Below are 21,347 nucleotides of genomic sequence, written 5' to 3' on the forward strand. Positions count from 1 at the left end.
AAATTTTACATTTCTATTTATTTTGAAATAAAATTTTTTATGTGAGGATTTTGACTACCTTTGGGTGTAATTAAATAAAATACAATGCAATTAGGAACAGTGAAATTTTTCAATGAGACAAAAGGTTTTGGATTTATCGTGCCAGCGAATGGTGATAGCGAAATCTTTGTTCATTCTTCTGGTTTAATGGACAACATTCGTGAGAATGATTCAGTAAGCTATGACATCGAGCAAGGTAAAAAAGGCTTGAACGCAATTAATGTTAAAATCAGCTAATTAGATTTCAATTATAATTGATTAAACACCTGCTTTTTTAGCGGGTGTTTTTTTTGGCCGGAATCTGCCGTATTTCAGATCGTGTTTGTGTGCGACCGGCGTGCAGATTACCCTTAATGTATGCTGAAATTATGTCTGATCTTTTCATTAATCTGGGCATAATGCAGAATAAAATCATGTTTTATGCAAAGCAAAAATGAACAGATCAATTCACTGATCGAACTCAATGATGAACTGGAGAATTATTTCCGCAACACCATCATTCCTCAGCTTTTTGTTGACACGCAGCTGATCCTGAGGAAGTTTACGCCTCCGGCGATGAAACAGTTTAACCTCCGGGATGAACACATTGGGCATCCATTCGCCAATGTAAAAGAGAATTTTAGGTTTCCGACCATTCTGGACAACATCCAGCATGTGATTGATTCCAGTGAGATCCTGGAAAAGGAAATTCAAACGACCGACCGACGCTGGTATCAGATGAATGTGTTGCCCTATATTGTTCAGAAGAGTGGCAAGACCGATGGGGTAATCATTACATTTATAGACATCACTGCCAGGATCAGGGATCTGAAGGAACAGGAAAAGCTCATATCTGAGCATGAGCTGCTGCTGGATACTATTGCGCATGACATTAAAAATCCCCTGACTTCGCTTGGGCTGACCATTGAGTTGCTTAAAAAGCTTCCTGAAAAAGGAATGGCTAAGTTTCCGGTGCTGCTCAGCAAGGTGGAAGGCAGCTTGGTGAAGATGAAGGATATTATTGCTGATCTGGTGCACAACCGTTGGCAGGGCCAAAGGTACCAGGCGATGGAAGAGCTGCTGGATTTGCAGAACATTTTAGAAGATGTCCGGCTGACCCTGTCGGCCCAGTTACAGGAGTCGCAGGCAGAACTTAAGGTGGAAATTGGCGTGTCTGAAATTACTTTTGCGCGGCGTAAACTCCGTAGCATCTTGTATAACCTGGTGAGTAACGCGATCAAATACGGTGCTGCTGACAGGGTGCCAAAGATCCTAATCAAATCAACTGAGCAAGATGGTTACATGGTGATTAGCGTCACCGACAATGGGATTGGTATTGATGACCAACACCAGGCTTCAATTTTTGAAAAATATAACAGGGTTGCCCGTACCGTTGAAGGCAATGGCGTGGGCCTGTACCTGGTCAGACAGACGTTGGAAACCGCTGGCGGGAAAATTACAGTAAGCAGTACACCAGGCCGGGGTTCGGTTTTCAGTGTGTTCCTTCCCCTGGCTGAACAGCCTGTCTTAGATTAATGTTATTTCGGTAGAGTAAACCAAAAAGTTGTTAATTGCATGTCATTTAAAACAGGTAATTGGAATATCTGAAAATTCCGATATAACTTCGCATTACGAATTATTTCGTAGGGTCCGTAGATTTTTTGTTATGACAAATTCAAACACTTTTCAACAACCATCTTTATCGGAATTGTCTCCGGTAGAGAAAGTTCTGCATTTTTGGAACAATGTGTGGAGCTATCCGTACAATTTAGACCTAATTGACGAACTCATGGTCGAAGATTTTATGATCACCTCTGCTGGTGTAGAAATCAAGGGGCGAGCGCAATTTAAGCAGTGGGTCGCTGGATTTTTGAAAACAATCAGCCAGAGTAATTTAGAAAACCTGGACATATTTGAAAGTAAGGACGGCTCACAAGTCGTGTCAAGATGGAGATTAACTGGTTTCCACAACGGCATGTTTGGACTGGAACCTAACGGCCAGCCTATAAATTTGACGGGAATCGCTATATGGGAAATCCGGGATAATAAATTAGCACATAACCGGGTGGAACGAAGTGCCTTCGAAGTATATCAGCAGCTTATAAAGTAACCTTCTTTCTTTTCGATTATTTGATATGAGAAGATATCAAAGGGACTAACATTGGAACAGCTATGCTTAAAACATCAGGAGGTAAACGATTTTTGAGTAAAGAAATACCACGCATCTTTTGATTGTTAACTGTACTGATCGTAATCCCAAGTGCAGCAGCAATCTCCTTTGGTTTTTTACCTTCCTCAAAGGTCATCGAGATGACTTTTCGGCATTGTTCGGGTAGGGTATCCACTGCATCAAAAATCTGCCGGAGCACCTCGGCTCGTACAATAACCTGAAGGATGGTACCTTCATAGCCTTCTTCTTGTGCCAATAGATATTGTTGGTGTTTATCTTTGATTTGATTGCTCGAAAGATAATTGAGAGAGGAATTTTTAACGCTGGTATATAAAAAAGACTTAAGTTCTGTTATATCTTCTAAATTTTTCTGCTTCTGCCATACCCGAATGAATACTTCTTGTACAATATCTTCAGAATCCAGGGAATTACCCGTGATTTTACTACTAAAAAAACAGAGCGGCTGGTAAAAATGCTTGAAAAGAAGCTTAAATGCTTCCTGATCTCCATTTTTAAATGAAGACAGTACTTCCAATAGTTCTATATCCCGCATTTTTTAACCTAGCATAAGCCCCTGAAACAAATATACCGTTTTTATAAACAATTGGTAAATTAAAGCTGAAATTTTATGGTTTAAAACGCAAAGAGACAGGTCGATACGCTCGAAACCTGTCTCCATGCCATCTGACCAGAATTTTATTTTTGAAGTTTCCTGTATTTATCTGCCAGGGCTTTTTCGCCAGCCAATGCGTATAGCTTGGTCAAAGTTCGGTAATTGTCATCATAAGCCATTACATCGGTATGTTCCTTAGGCAGGGATGCCAACAAGCCTGTTGCCGCAATCAGTGCTTTTTTATCTTTGCAAGATTGCATCATGTATTGGACGTACTTGTAAATAAATTCGGTAGATTTCCCCAATGCCTGAATCCTGTTGTAAAATTTCATGGCAGTGATCATCTCATTCCAGTTTCCTTTTAAGGCCAGGTTATGTACATCAAAGATTGCTTTAATGGCTTCTGTATGCTTAAACTTGTCAATATCTTTGACATAGCCCAGTATGATGTTCTCTTTTTCCGGCTGGTTTGGCAGGCTTAACTTATTGTCTTTTTCCACTGGAGTCACCAGTTCATTTGCAGCCCTTTGAATAGCCGTACGCAACTGAAATTCCAGAAAACCTACATCAGTAACCTTATTTTGATAAAATGGCCAGTAATTTTTAACTACCCGGCCAAAAAGTGCTGAATAAGGATCGGTAACTGAACGTCCCAACAACTGCCACATTTTTGGGTTTACCATTTCCGCGTCAGAAAGACGGTTTAAGATGTCAATACTCATCTTTTGATCCTCATCCCGCAGGTAGCCGTCCGCTATGATTTTCTTATAGGCCTGTACAAAGGCAAGTGACTTTTCTCCCGCCTGCATACGGACACGCATAGTGCTGAGGTTAGTACCATTCAAGGCATCTTTCATTTTAGTGATCAATGAATCCGCAGGATGAAAACCACCTATTTTATGGATCATTTTGCCATCTTGATCAAGTAAAATAAGCGATGGATAGCCTGTAACTACATCTCGGTATTTTTCCTGTACCTTTTTACCCTCAGGCTCGTCAAGGTCATATTTTACATTGATAAAGTTGGTATTAAAGTAATCGCCAACTTCCTGCAATGGAAAAACCTTTTTATCGAGTTCTTTACAAGGCGCACAGGTTTTGGTGTAACCATCTATAAAAATGATTTTATTTTTTTCTTTTGCCAGGCTTAAAACTTTTTCAAGCGGCTCGTCCTGTAAAAACCGGATACCCTGTCCAGATACATTTCCCACATGGGCTAGTAAAACACTGCAAAGCGTTAGGTATTGAAATATTTTCTTCATATTTTATTTCTGTTTATTGTTAAATGGGATTGGCCTTCCAGTGCATTTAGGACAAATGCGCCCAGTACATCAGCAGGCAAAGCCAAGTTGGATGTTCTGCTTAACCTGGCGATATTTATTCCCCGGAAGTTTCCATTCAGATCAAACACGGGACCGCCGCATTCTTCTGGCCTAACCATGGCATCCTGAATAAACACATGGTTAAAGCCCTCACTTCTAAGACTCATGCCGCCCTCAAATTCGTCTGCAAGATGCTTATTCATCGTTTTGGGCGCCCGCTCCACCAGACCATGTATATTTAATCTTTCATTTGCTCTTTTGATCCCAATCACGACTTCTTCTCCTGGTTTCATTGCGGCACCATTAAAATTTAGCTGTCTTGTTGAGGTGATCTGTTCGCCATTTAGTGAATCTATCACATCATTTACTTTGAGTCCGTATTTTTCAAAAACACTTGTCCGAAAGCCTGTTATTTTTACGATGCTGCTGTCCTGATCTTCACAGATTACGCCGAGGCTGGGACTCGACAAGACCTCTACTTCTGCAGAATCATTACCCAGGATGCCTATCCTAACAGTGTCCATATAAGATGGTGAGATCAGAAAAGTGCCCTCGTCCTTCTTACTAAACACATTCGGTTTACTATTATCCAATACAATAGACTCCTCAAGACCTTCAGCTTTTAGCAATACCAGGTCATTTTCCGGATCCCGTTTGATCACAACCGCCGGTAAATTTTTCAAGCCTGATGTAATCAAGACAGGATGCTCAGCTACGATTGAGCTTTTGCTCAGCACATATCTGGCCTTACTGTTGTTTTTCAAGGAAATCACACTGCCCCATGCAGAGAAGTTGACCGAGCCCATTTTACTGCTGATGCCTACACTTGTGTTTCTATGTGCTTTAATCAAAGCAGCAAATGTAATGGGCAGCTGAGTTAATTCAGGCTCCTGTCGGATCTGTCGCCTTAAATCGGTACCTGGCTTTTCTGGATCCGGAAAAAAATCTTTCGGATAATCCTTCTGTTCTTTCAGTAACTCCCAGTATTTTCGGTAATTGTCTATCGGGTTTTCCAGGTTCACTGCTAAGGACCTTTCAATTTTACTGTGAAGGCCAATCACCCGTCCATATAGGTCAAAAACCGGTCCACCGGAATCTCCAGGCTCCATCAGACAGGAAGTCTGCATTTTTCCTTCCGGGGTGATCAAACGGGTAATATAGCCAAGTCGTACCACTGGACTTTTGATTTCACTGAGCGAGCCCGGGTAAGCAATGCTTAGGCAAGGCTGGTTTACTTTCAGATTGTAAGACCAGCCCATTTCGCAATACGGTAATTGAGACCCGGCACTGTCAATCTTTATCATAGCAGCATCTACAACCGGAATACGTGCCAAAGCGGTCCCCCTGTATTGCTTGCCATCCGGAAATTCGATCAGATAGGATTCTCCTGTGATCGTGGCATGTGCGGCTGTAAGTACAAAACCATCAGCTGATATGGCGACACCACTAAAGCCCCCAAATCTTTTCTGACCCGTACTGTCATACCTCGAAATCTTAACACATGCGGGGCTAACTTTTTCGACCACCCGCTGTACCTGCCGCTGAAAAGGCTTAGGATTAAAATGCTGAGCACTGGCAAAAAAAATACAATGCCCCAATAAAAAGCTTAGTAAAATAATGAATCGCTGGAAACTGTTCATCAGTACTATTTTTTATTAAAAATTTCAGAAAGTTTAGCATCCAATCTGTTGGGATCAACATTGCCAGCATTGTTACCGTCACGATCAATCAGGACCATAGCGGGCATCTGATAAATCCCATAATAATTTGCAATAGGATCATTGGCTCCTTTTAAAGAAGAAACCTGAACTCCGCTGATTTCATGTTTTTTTAAGGATGCAATCCAATCCTGACGTTTCGTATCTAGAGATACGGCAATAATTTCGAAGCCTTGTGTACGATAGGTATCGTAAAGTTGTTTTACGTAGGGCGCCATACGCAAGCAAGGAAGGCATGTTGACGACCAAAAATCAAGCAATACATACTTACCTTTGTAATCAGCTAACTTGATTTCCTTGTTGTCATAAGTAGTGGCTGCAAACTGGAATCCTGGCCTTCCTACTTTACGCTGTGCGGTGGTGATCATGATATTTTTAGCCGCTAATCCGTATGGGCCTTTTCTAACCCGTTCTGATAAGCTGTTGAGCTGCTTTTCTCCTTCTTCGATAGATAAGGAACCGATTCTTTTGGTTAAAATAAAGCCGGCAATGTCTTTATCAGCATATTTCGTTGTTACATAATCCTGTACACGTGTTAAGCTGTCAAAACTTGGCTTATAGAAGTTTATAATAGAATCTTTTTTTACCTGATCAATTTTTGATTGATCAGGGCCCAGTTTTTTTAGTGCCTGCGTGCGGGCTAAGTTGATCATCAATCCGGAGGAAAAGACATTGTTATATTCCTGGAAAAGGTCCTGATCAAGACTTCCTTTAATTTTGGCTGTACTTTTAAACATAGGATCTAATGAATTGCTAATTTCTACATCTATTGAACCTGCATAAGCTAGTATCTCTTTCATATAGTTATTATTGACCCCCATATATATTGCAGTATACTTATCTGGCGCGGGCATGTTCAAAACAGCAGTACCATTTACCACATTTGCGGAATCAATAGTTACCGGGCGTCCATTCTGGTTTGTTTGTAAAACGATGTGTTTACCATCTCCGCCCGGCCATTTTACGTTTACGCTAAAAACTTTACTTTGTGCTGAGCTTAGCTGCGAAACAAACAAGCCAGATACAATCATTAGCCCGGTAAGGCCATATTTTAAATTCGTCATATTCTTATATAGGTTTTAATGAATAAATTCTGTCAGTTTTTTTTGAAGTTCTGATCCGCGTAGTCCGATGGCCAGTATTTTCCCATTGGGATCGATCAGGAAATTCTGCGGAATAGTTTTAACACCATACAAATCAGAAACTCTTCCGCCGGCACGGTTAACATCCCTGATTTGTGTCCAGTTTAGCTGATCTTTTTCTATGGCAGCAAGCCATTTGATTTCCCCATCTTTTCCATCATCCAATGAAACCGATAATACCGTAAAGTTTTTACCTTTAAACTGATCGTAGGCTGCTTTCACATTTGGATTTTCTTTACGGCAGGGTACACACCAGCTCGCCCAGAAATCAAGCAGTACATATTTTCCGCGAAAAGAAGCCAGGGAAACGGGCTTATTAGAGGTGTCATTTAAGGTGAAATCAGCTGCTGTACCTCCAATTTCTCTACTTTTAAGGGTATTAATGGTCTCAAGCAGCCCCAGTCCAAGCGTGGAAGTTTGCAAGGCTCTGGACAGCGCTCTATACTTTGGTTCTAATACGGAAAGGGGAGCAGTACTTGTTGTATTTGCGACTAGATATACACTTAAATAGGAATTCGGATGTTTAGTGATATACAGCGAATCTTTTACCGCAGACTCACTCATCGCAGCCTTCATCACCTGCAGGTGGTTCTTCATGAAATCGGGGGCCTTTCTCTGTTCTTCCGTCGCTTCCATAAAACGTTTTGAAGCCGCTACCATCTTTGCCCGCTCCGGTGCTTTACTGGCATCTAATAGCTGATAATCTGAATTCAATATTCCTCCTGTAATCAGGGGTTTAGACACTGGATCTGCAAAGGTTACTTTTGTAAGTCCTTTTTCCAGCCATATCATGGCATTGAAGATCGATTTATCTTTCATAGAAGCGCCATCTTTCCGGATAAAAAATTGGGCTAGTGTAGGCTCAGTAACTACTCCGCTAAAAATATACTGGCCAGTGTTTAAAGTGGCCGAATCAGTAATGAGTTTACCATTCAGCTGATAGTTTAGAAAGGCCTTCTCTGTATGGTTAAGGTGGTCGGCCTTAACCATAATTGTGTACTTTTGCTGGGCAAATGATAACGCAGGGGCTACCATTAAGACCCAGAGGAGTGATCTTTTAATATTCATATTTTGTGTGTTTAAATTTTCGTCAGATCAAATCCAAGTGTAGTTATGGCCGCTTTTAAAATGTTATATTTTGACATAATAAGGGGGTACGCTCCATATTGAGCCTGGAAATCAGCCGTCGAGAGTGTAAACGTTTTTGTCAAAAAAAGTTTCAAATCGGCCGTCTGGTTGCCTATACTGTAGCCACTGGGCGATTCTGTGCCATCAGGGATAAGTCCATAAGTCCGCTTATCCGCTAATGGAACGTAACTTATGGTGAGCTCCGTACCATAGGCATATTTATTATAAAAGTTTGCAGAAACGGCATTAAAGCTTTTTAACAGGTCGGAAGCGTTTAAAGGATTTAAAACTACGTTAGTGAAAATGTCCGCTTTGTAAGCACTCAACTGTGTAGCGGTCATGTTTTGTATTTTTGGAATATTGGCAATCCCAAAAGTAGTTAAGCCCGGCAATACGGTAAAATAAGCCGTTACACTATAGGTAGGGCTGTAAACTGTTACCGTTTTTAAAGTATCCAGTAAGGTTATGGAATACATTTTAACCTTATTTAATGGGGGTAAGATTTGATTTTTCACAAAAGCTATCCCATTCAAAATATCGGCTTTATTTTTAGGATAAGTATAGACATAATTGGTATTTGCGCCAGACAGCGTATAGTTAAGGTTTACCACATTCAATGGCGTTTTCCTGAGGGTATCACTATACAATAATGGAATATTGGATTGCTGATAAAGAAGGAATATCTGGTGATCAACATCGTTTGCGGGATTATCCAGCCTTGCATAAGCATCAGTATGCGGCTCAGATGCTGTAGGCATACTGTCTTTCTTACATGCAGCTATTACTGCGAAGATCAGTATAGCAAGATATTTTATATTTGTTTTCATCTTTTTTATAGTTTGAAGTGATGAAGCTATGTGTTCGTTAAATTAAAATGCGCGATTAGGTCTGTCAGGGTTTTGCAGCAGTTGCCCCTTATTAAATTCAATTGCAGGATCTGGTAATGGAATTAAATAAGCGGGATCATTGGGCAGTAGGGTCAATGTAGCGGCTAAAGTTGCGTTGCCTTGGACTGTATTCGAATAAGGATGGACTATCGTTTTGGAATAAGGATAAAGCTGGTTAACTGCATATCGCCTTAAGTCAAACCATCTGTGACCTTCAAAACACAATTCCCTTCTTCTCTCGTCCCTAATGAAACTAACCAGGTCTGTTCCAGTCAGATTAGTTTCCTGATAATCCTGTGGTAAAAATCGGGCCCTTCGCAAGGTGTTTAATGCAGTGTTGGCTTCAGCTTCTTTTCCCTGGAGCATAGCTGATGCTTCGGCCAGGTTTAAATATGCTTCTGCATTGCGCATAAAAAAGTTATCTGAATAAAGTGCTTCCGGGGTTACACCTGCATTGAGCGTAGAGCGGTAAACTTTGGTATAGCGATATTTTCCTTTAGGATCAATTTCAAAAAATGTAGTTCTTCTTAGGTCTTTCATTCCATAAAGCTGGATCAGCTCATCTGAAGGACGGAAAGTAGTCAGACCATTTTCATACATGAGATACATCATGATGTTTGTGCCCTGTGTAAATATGGCCTCAGGTGATTTAGAAGTAAAGAAACTGGTTTTCGGCTGGTAGGTAGCCAGGTTGTAAAGTGTATTTTTACGAGCAATTACCTTTTTCGCTGCAGTGGCTGCATTTTCCCAATCCTGCATATAAAGGTAAATCCTGCTTTGTAATAAATTTACAGCATTTACATCGGCGTGGTAGAGCGATTTTTGAGGAACATCCGAAAGTGCTTGTTCGGCTTCTGCTAAATCAGCAACAATTTGCTGATAAACCTGCTCTACAGTTGCTCTTGTAGCCAGATTTGCATCTACAAATTCTGTAATTTTTAAAGGTACGCCTAAATCTGTTTTTGCTGTTGCAGGATTATAAGCCTTAGCATAAATATTGATCATGTAAAAATAATAGCCTGCACGTAAAAACAATGCTTCTCCTAGTATTCTTTTCAGTTCTGTAGGGTTATCATTTAATTCTGTGGCTTTTTTGGCTATAATGTTAGTGGCATTGATATGTTTGTAAAATTTAGCCCAGGTATCATCTGTGTAAGGTGCATACAAGTAATTTACAAATGGTTTACTTTGCCAGGTGTAAAAACCGAATAATGGCTGCCTTGAATCAAAAACGTAGGAACCTGTAGCAAATTCAGTAATGTCGTCATCCATCACGTTTAACCAGGGTAGATATTTTCCGCTTGTGCCAGTTGTGAAAGCATTGGAATGTGCCATATATCCTTCGCCAACAAGTAATTCGTCTAGCTGAGCAAAATTATTGACATATTGTAAGGTTTGTGACCGTTCGGCCAGGAACTTTTTACATCCCACTGAAATGACCAGCAACACGGTAAAGAAAACTATATTTTTAAATTTAAGTGAGTTCATAACTAATATTTTATAGTGAAATATCTATTCCCAGTGAAAATGATGGACGTTGTGACAATTGTATTGAGCTGGAAAATCCTGCTTGTTCCGGATCCTGGCCATTTAGCTTTTTACTGGCAAAAGTATACAGGTTGGTACCCGCGAGGGAGATAGATGCCATCCTGAGACCCAGTTTTTTGCTTTGTTCTGTCGGCAATGCATAGCGGAGCGACCATGTCTTTATCTTCACAAAATTTCCACTAGCGGTTCTAAGGTCAGAACTATCGTACATTTGCCACATGTTTGTTGCATATACATAAGGTTGTCCGGTAGACCAATGTGTTCTTGATACGTTATAATCAAGTGAATTTAATAATCCTGGTATATTGGTAAATGCTTCATCTCCTGGTTTTTGCCAGCGATTGAGTAATTCAGTACTCACATTATTTTCCGGCATTGGGGCAGCAGTACTTATACTTGAACTTCCGCCATACCTGCTTTCATATAATTTCATGAGACGAATGGTGGAACCAAAGCTGTAGCTTAAGTTGAAACTTAGTGAGAAGCCATTATAAGAAAGTGAGTTGCTTAAGCCTCCCTGTAGTGTTGGTACCCGGTTTCCGCTGGGTATCATTACGTATTGGAAGACTTGATCTGAAGTCATGGCTTTTAACTTTGGCCCGTTTGTAGTCTCATCATTATAAAATAATGGTTTTCCATTTACCGGACTTAAGCCTGCATACTTGTAAGAATAAAAAGAGTTAATCGACTTGCCATCCAGCACCATCGAACCATTTAAATAGGTAAGATAAGTATTGCTGTTGAAGGTTGCTACATTTACGCTTTTGCTACCTATTAATGAATTAATGGCTTGTCCGATTTCCGGATCTACACGCCAGGTAAAGCCTTTTCCTCCTTTTAATGCATTGTCTATAGGTGTAAAGCTTAAGGCAACCTCAATTCCCTGATTGGAAATTGTACCGGAATTAACCACATAGGCTGTGCGGCCATTGATGTCACTTACCTCTGCATTGACGAAGGCATTTACCGTTTTCTTATGATAATAGGTGAATGATCCGTTTAATTTACTGCCAAATAAAGAGAAGTCTAGCGCAGCATTTACCTGTCCTGTTTTTTCCCATTTTAAATTTGGGTTGGGATAATAGGCGATCGTAGAACTGTATTCTCCGGTTACCGGATCAAGTCCACCTGTTTTCATGATTACTTCTGGAGTTTGATTGGCCAGCATATTTCCCTGGTAGCCATATGACCCTCTGAAAGCGAGCATATTTACATTTTTTGAATTTTTAAAGAAATCCTGGGCTACATCCCACCTTCCCGAAAAGGAATAAGATGGCAGAAATTTTTCATTGCTGCTGGCACCAAACTTATTGGAATAATCTGTTCTTGTATTAAAGTTGATGGTGTAGCGGTTTTTGTAAGTATAGCTGGTTGTAAAATAAGCAGAAATTAAATTGGTGAGCTGATCTGTTTTCTTAACCGGATTGTTTAAGGCCCAAACTGCATACTGAGGATAGGTAATAGGATCAACAGCAGCAAAAACGCTACCTCTGTCGGGCAAAAAGCCTCTGTCTACAGTCTCTGTACCATCGTATTTTGTAGAGGAAAGTTCACCGCCTATAGCAGCTGTAAGTAAATGATCATTACTTCCGCCCAGATTCTTCTTATAGTCAAACTGAGGACGTAATAAATAAGAATAGTTTCGTGTGGTATTGGATTGAAGCTCGCCACCAAAAGGCATTAATGTTTGCGATGCATTTGGAACTACTTTGTAATTACTGCGACGGAGTACGGCAGAATAGTACGTATTCTCTCCATAATTGCTCTCTTGACTTGTATTATTGAGGGAATAGGAGAACAATAGTGTACCTCTTAACGCGGGACTGAAACGGAAGCCTAGACTGTTGGTCAGGTTGATTCCAGACAGATTAGTAATATCGCGCGAATTATTGATCTCATTTAAAATATTGAAATTATAGTAACCATTAATATCATATCTGTTATAATAACTATATGAACCGTCATTAGTGTAAGCAGGTACAGCCCTGCTGGTATTGTAGGCATAATCGAGTGCATTTACACTGTTTGCTACATAATTCTTTTTGCTAACGTTAGACCTGAAGTTCATGTCCCAGGTTAATCTTTCTGTAAGGTTGGCGTTTAGCTTTAAAAATGCGGTATACTGGTTTACCTTATCTCCTTTGATGGTACCGTTCTGATTAGCAGCTCCTAAAGAGGCAAAATACCGCATTTTAGGTGTTCCTCCTGAAATGCTGATGTCATTTTGTGTAGAAAAAGCATCCTGGTTAATCAGACTGAACCAATCGGTGTTCATCGTCTCCATCTGACTGACCCTTGCCTGAAACTGCTCATAACTGATGGCATTGGTATAAAGGTCGTGAAGCGCACCTTCATAGCCCACATAATTGATATTAGCAGGGTAGGACATGTTATTGTTGATCAGATCCCTGGAGTAATCTACGCGCTGGCGGGAATCCATCACATTGATGTTATGATCTGTATATCTTGGTCTTGCGGTATAGGTTGAAGCCGAAGAAAAATTAATAATAGGCGCACCAACATGACCTTTTTTAGTGGTAATTACAATAACACCATTTGCAGCTCTCACGCCATAAAGCGCAGTTGCGGAGGCATCTTTGAGTACATCGATACTTTCTATATCAAAAGGCTTTAATCCTGATATAGAATTACCGAGCCTGTTTACAAAGTCGAGATCATTAATGGTTGCAGGATCAATATTTACCGGGTCGTTCACAACTACACCATCTACAACCCATAACGGTTCGTGGTTTCCCAGCACTGTAGAGGTACCGCGAATCCTGATCTTAGGTGCGGCACCAATTTCTCCGGAGTTGTTCATGACAAAGAGTCCTGCAACCCTGCCTTCCAATGCCTGGTCGATAGAAAAAATACCTGGAACAAGGATATCCTTAGCCTTTACAGTGGTAATGGCGCTCGTTAAAGTTCTTGGATCCAGTTCCTGGTAACCATTGGTAACGGTTACTTCATTAAGGGCTTTCTCATCTGCCTTCAGGACAATATTTTTAACGCCTTGTGAAACCCTGATCTCGCGTGTGATATAACCGAGATAGGATATCGTCAGGGTAGCATCTGTAGACACTTGCTGCATTTTAAACTCACCATTTTTATCCGTCAGTACACTTCTGGTGGTACCTTTTTGGCGTATAGTTGCGCCCTGCAAAGGTGTACCGTCTGTATCTGTTACTTTACCGGCTATATCTACAGGCACACTGAGCAGGATAGTTACTGTATTTTTAGAGACGGGATTGATTACAATAGTCTTATCAACAATCTTATAGCTCAGCTGCTGATTTAGCAGGATATATTTCAATGCTTCATTGAGCGGTACCTGGTTCAGATTAACAGAAACGGGTTTAGTGTTTTTAAGAAGATCGATATTATACCAGAACTTATAGCCGCTTTGTTCCTTGATTTTTTCCAGCAGGGTTTGTAGGGGAGCATTCTTTTCATTCAATGTCACTGACTGGCTGTATGCCGATGCACTTACCTGCATACAAGTAACAATGATTATTAAAGTGCACAACTGAATACGCATAATTATTTTTTTTAGCAGCCCGTTTCTACTGGCGGGCAGTACTTTGTGGTTCAATAATGGTAATCCCTGACATCTTCCAATGCCCTGGCTCTGAATTGTAAAGAAATTCATATTTTTGTTTAGTTTAGGTTGTTACGATAAATAATCAGCGATTGTTTTTTTTGCGCCTAAGCATTTTACCGGATCCCGATGGCCGTCGGGATTCGGTTACTATTCTTTAAGCGAAAGAGTTTCATTTAAATTGGTGTAAAGGTTCAGGTCATAGTTGTTGATTTTTGGTTTAAAACTTATTGATTTATTGCGGGTCTTTAACAAACAGCGTTCTGTTGGTCAACGTAGTTTCTATTCCGCTTTCTCTTAATATATCCATCATCTGTTCCAATGTGATATTTCTGGATGCTTGTCCGGCGAATTTTGACACAGGAACATTTCCAAGATATACGATATCGACATTGTACCACCTGCTCACTTGTCGCAGGATATATTGGATGTCATCTCCTTTGAAGAAAAATTCGCCATTTTTCCAGGCTGTAATCTTTTGAACATCTGCCTTTCTCACTATTATTTTCTGATTCGCAGCGATTAATGTTTGTTCTCCGGGGCTGATGGTTTCTGTATCTCCGAGCTGATTGGTTACTTTCACAGCTCCTTCTGTCAATGTAGTTTCTACTACCTTTTCATCATCATAGGCGTTGATGTTAAATTCTGTTCCAATATCTTCCACCTGCTGTCCTGCCGTCTTAACCAGGAAGGGCTGTTTTTGGTCATGTTTCACCTGAAAATAAGCTTCGCCGGTTAGTTCTACAACCCGTTGTTTAAGCCCAGCAAATTTTGAAGGATATTTTAAGGAAGAAGCCGCATTTAACCATACTCTTGTTCCATCTGGTAATATGACCTGGTATTGCTGACCTTTTGGAACAGATAGGGTATTGTAGACAGTGGATCCGGTACCGGTTACCTGGTAAAGTAGTTGACCTTCTTTAGTTTTACTGATTTTTACGCCTTCTTGTTCTATCAGGCTTCCACTGGCTGCGTCTGTTAAGGAAATTCTTTTGCCATTGGCTAATGTGAGGTAGACATCTTGATCTTCTTTAGCGCCTGTATTTTTTATTGCATATTTTTGTTCTGATTTCTGCTGCTGGGCCTGAAAGTAGAGTAGGGTACCCAAACATAAAAATAATGAAGCAGCGATGGCGATATAGGTTTTGTAGCTGGTCTGAGGCTTAAGAACCCGAATGTCTTCCAGCTTTGGGAATACTTTTTGCCAGGCAGATTCCATATCGAATTTAGCTGATTCTTTCCGGTCTTCTAAGAGTTGCTTTTCGTCTACAATAGCGCAGAATATTGCATAATTGGTTTCATCTTGCGCTACCCAACTAAACAATTCGTCTTGTTCTGACGGGCTTAGCGTTGAATTGAGATATCCTGAAATGTGGTTGGCAATCCAAAATGGATCCTGCAGTTGGCTTCCTTTCATTATAGTTTAGGCTTTCTATAACACTAAGACAAGTAGAATCGGATTTTATCTAAATGAATTGAAAATAAAAAAATATTTGGGGAAATTGTAACTCATTAAAATGCAAAAAGCCTGAGATCTTGCGATTTCAGGCTTTTTGTAGGTTTTGATACCTTGGCGGAGAGTGGGGGATTCGAACCCGCGGACCCTTTGACAAGTCAACAGTTTTCAAGACTGCCGCAATCGACCACTCTGCCAACTCTCCGCGACAAAAGTACGAATACCCCTTGGTTTTGCAAACTAAGGCAATATTATTTTAACGATAATTTGTTAATGGCTTAAAAATGAGTCAGAAAATTTTTCTATTCGTCCGAATTAGGGGTGTTTGGAACCGGTTTTTTGAACATATTGAAGTTCGGCTTGATGATTTTTACACTGCGTTTCGACAGATCTACGCTTGCATTCAGCTCAAAACCGATCAAAAGTATCAAAGAATTTAAATAAAGCCAGATCATCAGTACAATCAAAACACTGATAGAACCATATACTTTATTGTAAGAACTGAAGTTGTTGATGTAAAAAGAAAATCCCAGAATAGTTAAAAAGGCCAGGATAGTAGCCAACCAAGAGCCCGCACTAAAAAAGCGCCATTTCTTTGCATGCGCAGGACCGTATCTGTACAAAACCGATATGGTTACAAAATACAGCACACCCAATAACGACCACCTTGTCAATTGAATCAGGTAAGCAATGAAGTTGCCCTTTAAATCCAAGTGAGTGTTGATATAATCTAAGGCATACTTGCCAATAAACATCGCGGTAATACAGATGATCACAGACAGGACAATAATCACTGTCAACACGATTGCAATAAGTCTTTGCTTGATCCAGCTGCGGGTTTCAATAATGAGAGAAGACTTATTAAAAGCCATCATCAGGCTATGCACGCCATTGGTGGCAAAAAGTACAGACAGAAGAAAACCGAAGGATAATAGTCCTCCGTTTTGCTTGTTTACGATCTCATTTAAGGTCGTTTCAAAGGCTTTAAAGGCGTCGCCCGGTAAGATGAGCTTAATAAACTCCATAAGTTGCTCCTGGAAGCCGATACGCTTCGGTATAAAAGGGATCAGTGTAAATAAAAAGATGATGGCAGGAAAAAGAGCCAGCATAAAATTATAAGCCAATGAAGAAGCCTTATTGATTAAAGAATCCTTACTAATCTCTTTAAAAAAGAATGTGGCAACAGTATAAAGGGGGAGTGGACTGAACCCTGGGAGTACACAAACCTTCGTCCAGTCTATGAATAAAGCGTAATATTTGATTTTTAATAGCTGATTATGAATCCACTCCATCTATCAAATTTAGTTAAAAAATACTTTTAACTTCTCCATGAAATTTTCTGGAGGAGAGCAAGGTCTATTCTTGACCATATCCACAAAAACAAGTGTAGTAGTGCCAATGTTAATCAGCTCTTCTGCTTGATTAAACAGCTCGTACTTAAAATGAATGCGAACACCTGGCAGATCTTGAATAGTCGTCTTGATCGTTATTTCCTGGTCATACAACGCAGGTTTAATGTATTTGCAGTTCAGCTCCAACACCGGCATCATGACGCCACTGCTTTCCATCGAAGCGTAATCCATTCCAAGGCTCCTCAGCATTTCTACCCTCGCAACTTCGTAATATTCAGCATAATTACCATAGTAAACATATCCCATCTGGTCTGTTTCACCATACCGCACCCTAACCTTCGTACTATGTGTATACATCTATTTGAAAATATTTCTTTTGTTTAAAGCTTCTCTGTATTTCTTAGCGTTTAGCTCATGCTCTTGTACGGTAACCGCAAAGTTGTGATAACCCGAAAAATCTTCTTTGGCGCACATATAGATATAATTGTTCTGCTCCCTGTTTAACACCGCATCAATCGCATTGATACTAGGCATCATAATAGGACCCGGAGGCAAACCGGCATATTTATAAGTGTTGTACTTTGATTGTACTTGAAGTAACGAATTGGTAACGCGTTTTACCGTGAAGTCATTGTTTGCATAAATCACAGTAGGATCGGCCTGAAGCAATATCCCTTTATTCAATCGGTTTAAATATAGACCTGCGATAATTGGCATTTCTTTGTCATACAAAGCCTCAGCATCCACAATAGAAGCCAATATTGAAACTTGTATAGGCGTAAGGTTTAAGGCAGCAGCTTTTTGCTTACGCTCAGGATTCCAAAACTTCTCGTATTCCGTATGCATTCTGTCGAAAAATTCCAATGCGGTAACATTCCAGTACATCTCGTAAGTGTTTGGAATAAACATGACATAGCTGTTATCTTTATTGAAACCGTATTTCTCTATCAGCGCTGCCGAATCCAATACACTGCTAAAAGTTAAGGAGTCAGGCTCTAAATTATTAGCTAAGTAACCTGCAAAGTTTTCCTTTTTTCTAAGGTTTTGGAATTTAAGCTTTACTGGATCCTGGTTTCCTGATTTCAGCATATTGATGATGCTGCGGTTGTTCATTCCTTTGGTCAATTTGTAACGACCAGGTTTTAAAGAACGTGCCAGATCCATTTTGGCAGCTGCCTGACTAAAGGTACCTATCTCCCTTAAAATATCCTTGTGGCGAAGCTCTTCGAACAAGTTATCAAGGTTGCTACCTGTTCTTACGTATAAGTATTTCTCTTTTCCTGTTGTATTTGGAGCGAAGAAAACTTTATAAAACTTGATTCCAAAATAGCCACCTACTGCTAAAACAACTAATAAACTAAGCAGTATTATTTTAATGCCAGTTTTCATGCTTTTCTTTTCGTTAGTCATATACTAAAAATAAATATTATTTGTTGGAAAGGGTAATGTTTACCGGACTGCCAATTTTAACCTTAATTAAAGAGTCGGTAGCAAAAGGATCTTGTCTAACAACCACCGCAGTAGTCGAATCTGTAATGGCACCTTCATAGCTTACTATGCCCAGGTTTAGCTTTGCCCCAGTTCTGAGGGCAAATAAGGCCTCATCCTTTGTTAAGCCTATCAATGATGGAATGGCTACTTCCTCATTTCCGTTACCATCACCAAGTACTAAATCAATCCTTGAACCTTTTGGTAGGCTTTCTCCTGCTTTAATCACTCTGCCTTTGAACGAAGCTTGAAGTACATCTGTACTCATATCTGGTTTAGATGAAGTATCGCCTAGTTTAAAACCAAAGCTCTCCATCATGGCTTGTGCCTCTCTTAATGATTTAAATTCTATATCCGGAAATTTAGCATCCGGAGCAAGGGCTGTATTTATGGTCAGGTAAATGGTACGGTTATCTTTTACAAAAGTTCCAGAACTTGGGTCTTGATCTACGACAATGCCCGGAGGGGAGTCCATAATGTATACCGAATCTACTTCGTAACGCAGACCTAGTTCTTCTAGTTTAGAAACGGCCTGTTCAAATGAAAGTCCTTTTAAGGTTGGCACATCTAGTCCCTGGCCATGTTTAGTGTAGTATCTTAAGCTAAAGAAAGCAGCCATTAAAAGCACAACTACGGTAAGCACAGCGGCAATAAGGTTGTTTCTAAAAGAAGTCGTCTTTAGATAAGATATGAATTTAGCCATATTAATTTTGTTTCATTTAATAGATAAGGGCCAAATTTAGACTAAAAAAATATTTTATTGGAATTAAAATAACATCTGCATCAACTAATTTATATTTGTGGTTGTACAGGATCAGGTATAGATAATTAAATCAATGAAGAAAATAATAGCATTGTTAACCGGGGGAACTACCGGAGAATGGGTAATTTCTGTTAAAAGTGCAGCTACCATCGCTCAAAATCTGGATGCGGATAAGTTTGAGGTGTATAAAATTATGCTTACTCAACAAGGCTGGTTTTATGAACCTGCAGATTCTATGAAGATTGAAGTGGATCGGAATGACTTTTCTTTAACCATAAAAGGAAAAAAGATAACGTTTGATGGGGTTTTTATTGCGATACATGGTGCGCCGGGTGAGGATGGTAAATTACAAGGGTATTTTGATATGATTGGCCTACCTTATACAACTTGTGATGCGTTGACTTCGGCTGTAACTATGAATAAGGGCTATACAAAGGCGATAGTGAATGGGATTGATCAGTTGCATATCGCTAAATCTGCTCAGATTTTTAAAGGTGGAGATTATAGTCTTGAGCAATTGAAGAAAGATCTTAAAGCACCTTATTTTGTGAAGCCTAACAATGGTGGTAGTAGTATCGGCATGACAAAGGTTAATCACCCTAATGATTTACAGGCTGCAATTGATAAGGCTTTTAAAGAGGATACTCAGGTGTTGATTGAGGAGTTTATCTCGGGTCGAGAATTTACTATTGGTGTGGTTAAGCTGGATGGAAAGGTCACGGCATTGCCAGCTACTGAAGTAGAAACGGCTAAAGAGTTTTTTGATTTTGAAGCTAAATATACGCCGGGGGTAGCGACAGAAACTACGCCAGCGGTGATTAGAGATGAAACGCGTGTACGTGTAGAGCAAATAGCTAAAAATGTGTATGCGAAGCTAAATTGTAGTGGAGTGGTGCGTATTGATTTTATCCTGACAGAGGATGAGGGTGATTTTTACTTTATCGAGATCAATACTATCCCTGGACAAACGGCTACTAGTTTTATACCGCAACAGGTTGCTGCTGCAGGGATAAAATTGAATGATTTTTATACCAAATTAATCAGAGAAACGATTGGATAGTACGATCGTAATTGTGCAGTAGCAATAGCACGATCGTCATCCTGAATTTATTTCAGGACCTCGTTTAGGCAGGTTTTAATCGCAGGTGAGTGGTCCTGAAATAAATTCAGGATGACGGGGCGCCATAATAAAACAAATAAAAAAGCGTGACACAATCAAATGTGCCACGCTTTTTTGTAGTTAGTTTTTTACAGTCCCAGATTAGAATCTGAAACCGATACTTAAACCTGCTCTAAGGTTTGCCCATGGACCATCAAAGTCGACTTTTGCACCTTCGCTGTTAACTTCAGATTTAACTTTAACCAATGGAAGGTCTTCAAGATCTTCAAGTTGTTCTTTCAATGCTTTTTGCTCGTCAGAATTTAGTGTCTTTTTACCTGAAATGCTTCCAGATGAGGTACCATAACTAGCACCTATAATCCACCAATCCAGGTAAACCAATTTGCTTAATTTCCATTGTGCACCCAAAAGCAAACCACCAGTGAATGTTTTGATATCTCCACTAAGTGGGATTACACCCTTCTGATTAACATCAGTACCACTAACATTAACAGTTACATCATAGTTAAATGGACCTTCTACGCTGTATTTTGCATATCTAGCAAATGGTGCTACATAGAATCCTCTGAAAACGCTTTGGCCCATATAGAACCTAACCTCAGGTGTAATCGCAAAGTTTCCTGTTTTAAAATCTTTGATACTGTTCCAGGTATCTTCATCGTCGATTAATTTTTCGAATTGTGATTTGAATGGAACACCAGATTTTGGTGCAAATCTTACGCCTAAGCCTACAGATATTTTTTTAGCTATTGCGCGCTCATATTGAAATGAATAGTTTTTCAGCGCCATGGCTGCAAAGTTCCATTTTACAAGGTTCTTACCTTCAACTTCGCTCGACGCTTCTTGCGTAGCTTTAGTTTTATCTTGTGCATTTACTGTTCCGAAAGAACATGAAATTAACACAAGAGTTGATAATAATAGATTTTTAGTAAAGTTTGCTTGCATAATTAAGGGTTTAAGTTTAAATTTTTCTCGGCGAAGTTACGTTATGTTCGTGATTTTAAAAATACCTATTAATAGGTAT

The 21,347-nt window shown here is 39.9% G+C and carries 18 protein-coding genes and 1 tRNA gene; 4 read left to right on the forward strand and 15 right to left on the reverse strand.

Translation table 11 applies throughout. From position 1 onward, the window contains the following. Positions 1-84: 84 nt before the first annotated feature. The 3 genes from FBD94_RS18275 to FBD94_RS18285 all read left to right on the forward strand — a co-directional run bounded on the left by FBD94_RS18275 (position 85) and on the right by FBD94_RS18285 (position 2,128). Positions 85-276 carry a cold-shock protein gene (locus FBD94_RS18275; protein ID WP_131594910.1) on the forward strand — a complete coding sequence of 64 codons (192 nt, stop codon included), beginning with the start codon at positions 85-87 and terminating at the stop codon, positions 274-276. Positions 277-459: 183 nt separating this feature from the next. Next, complete coding sequence (locus FBD94_RS18280; RefSeq protein WP_136881279.1) at positions 460-1,554, forward strand: sensor histidine kinase; 1,095 nt, start codon at positions 460-462, stop codon at positions 1,552-1,554. A gap of 130 nt (positions 1,555-1,684) precedes the next feature. Then, a complete protein-coding gene (locus FBD94_RS18285; RefSeq protein ID WP_136881280.1) occupies positions 1,685-2,128 on the forward strand; it encodes an ester cyclase in 444 nt (147 codons plus the stop codon). 16 nt (positions 2,129-2,144) lie between these two features. Here FBD94_RS18285 and FBD94_RS18290 read toward each other — a convergent pair whose 3' ends face one another. From FBD94_RS18290 to FBD94_RS18355, 14 genes are all read right to left on the reverse strand, one after another. Beyond that, the gene (locus FBD94_RS18290) at positions 2,145-2,741 is read right to left on the reverse strand and encodes an RNA polymerase sigma-70 factor (protein WP_136881281.1); all 597 of its coding nucleotides are present in this window, start codon (positions 2,739-2,741) and stop codon (positions 2,145-2,147) included. A gap of 143 nt (positions 2,742-2,884) precedes the next feature. After that, positions 2,885-4,063, reverse strand: coding sequence for a thioredoxin family protein (locus FBD94_RS18295; protein ID WP_136881282.1), 1,179 nt, complete (start codon positions 4,061-4,063; stop codon positions 2,885-2,887). Next, positions 4,060-5,763 (reverse strand): trypsin-like peptidase domain-containing protein, encoded by a 1,704-nt coding sequence (locus FBD94_RS18300; RefSeq protein WP_136881283.1) that lies wholly within the window; start codon positions 5,761-5,763, stop codon positions 4,060-4,062. Before FBD94_RS18300 ends, FBD94_RS18295 begins: the two co-directional genes overlap by 4 nt. 5 nt (positions 5,764-5,768) lie before the next feature. Beyond that, the gene (locus FBD94_RS18305; RefSeq protein ID WP_136881284.1) at positions 5,769-6,905 is read right to left on the reverse strand and encodes a TlpA disulfide reductase family protein; all 1,137 of its coding nucleotides are present in this window, start codon (positions 6,903-6,905) and stop codon (positions 5,769-5,771) included. Between the two features lie 15 nt (positions 6,906-6,920). Continuing rightward, positions 6,921-8,051, reverse strand: coding sequence for a TlpA disulfide reductase family protein (locus FBD94_RS18310; protein ID WP_136881285.1), 1,131 nt, complete (start codon positions 8,049-8,051; stop codon positions 6,921-6,923). 11 nt (positions 8,052-8,062) lie between these two features. Continuing rightward, the gene (locus FBD94_RS18315; protein ID WP_136881286.1) at positions 8,063-8,938 is read right to left on the reverse strand and encodes a hypothetical protein; all 876 of its coding nucleotides are present in this window, start codon (positions 8,936-8,938) and stop codon (positions 8,063-8,065) included. 42 nt (positions 8,939-8,980) lie between these two features. Further along, positions 8,981-10,486, reverse strand: a complete 1,506-nt coding sequence (locus tag FBD94_RS18320) for a RagB/SusD family nutrient uptake outer membrane protein (protein ID WP_136881287.1) — start codon at positions 10,484-10,486, stop codon at positions 8,981-8,983. Positions 10,487-10,496: 10 nt separating this feature from the next. Then, positions 10,497-14,195: a SusC/RagA family TonB-linked outer membrane protein gene (locus tag FBD94_RS18325; protein ID WP_136881288.1), complete on the reverse strand. Its 3,699-nt coding sequence runs from the start codon at positions 14,193-14,195 to the stop codon at positions 10,497-10,499. A gap of 184 nt (positions 14,196-14,379) precedes the next feature. Next, positions 14,380-15,561, reverse strand: a complete 1,182-nt coding sequence (locus FBD94_RS18330; RefSeq protein WP_136881289.1) for a FecR family protein — start codon at positions 15,559-15,561, stop codon at positions 14,380-14,382. A gap of 154 nt (positions 15,562-15,715) precedes the next feature. Then, positions 15,716-15,805 (reverse strand) — tRNA-Ser (locus FBD94_RS18335). A 97-nt stretch (positions 15,806-15,902) separates the two neighbouring features. Continuing rightward, positions 15,903-16,892, reverse strand: a complete 990-nt coding sequence (locus tag FBD94_RS18340; protein WP_136881290.1) for a YihY/virulence factor BrkB family protein — start codon at positions 16,890-16,892, stop codon at positions 15,903-15,905. Positions 16,893-16,901: 9 nt separating this feature from the next. Beyond that, on the reverse strand, positions 16,902-17,309 hold the full coding sequence (locus FBD94_RS18345) for an acyl-CoA thioesterase (protein WP_131606040.1): 408 nt from the start codon (positions 17,307-17,309) through the stop codon (positions 16,902-16,904). Then, the gene (gene mltG / locus FBD94_RS18350; protein WP_136881291.1) at positions 17,310-18,362 is read right to left on the reverse strand and encodes an endolytic transglycosylase MltG; all 1,053 of its coding nucleotides are present in this window, start codon (positions 18,360-18,362) and stop codon (positions 17,310-17,312) included. Positions 18,363-18,378: 16 nt separating this feature from the next. Then, complete coding sequence (locus tag FBD94_RS18355; RefSeq protein ID WP_131606036.1) at positions 18,379-19,143, reverse strand: PASTA domain-containing protein; 765 nt, start codon at positions 19,141-19,143, stop codon at positions 18,379-18,381. Between the two features lie 133 nt (positions 19,144-19,276). Between FBD94_RS18355 and FBD94_RS18360 the strand changes: the two genes are divergently transcribed. Continuing rightward, positions 19,277-20,263, forward strand: a complete 987-nt coding sequence (locus tag FBD94_RS18360) for a D-alanine--D-alanine ligase (RefSeq protein WP_131606034.1) — start codon at positions 19,277-19,279, stop codon at positions 20,261-20,263. A gap of 201 nt (positions 20,264-20,464) precedes the next feature. On the opposite strand, the gene FBD94_RS18365 is transcribed toward FBD94_RS18360, so the two are convergent. Then, positions 20,465-21,268, reverse strand: a complete 804-nt coding sequence (locus FBD94_RS18365; protein ID WP_136881292.1) for a DUF3575 domain-containing protein — start codon at positions 21,266-21,268, stop codon at positions 20,465-20,467. Positions 21,269-21,347: the final 79 nt, after the last annotated feature.

It is taken from the genome of Pedobacter hiemivivus (assembly GCF_005144565.1).
GTDB lineage: Bacteria > Bacteroidota > Bacteroidia > Sphingobacteriales > Sphingobacteriaceae > Pedobacter > Pedobacter hiemivivus.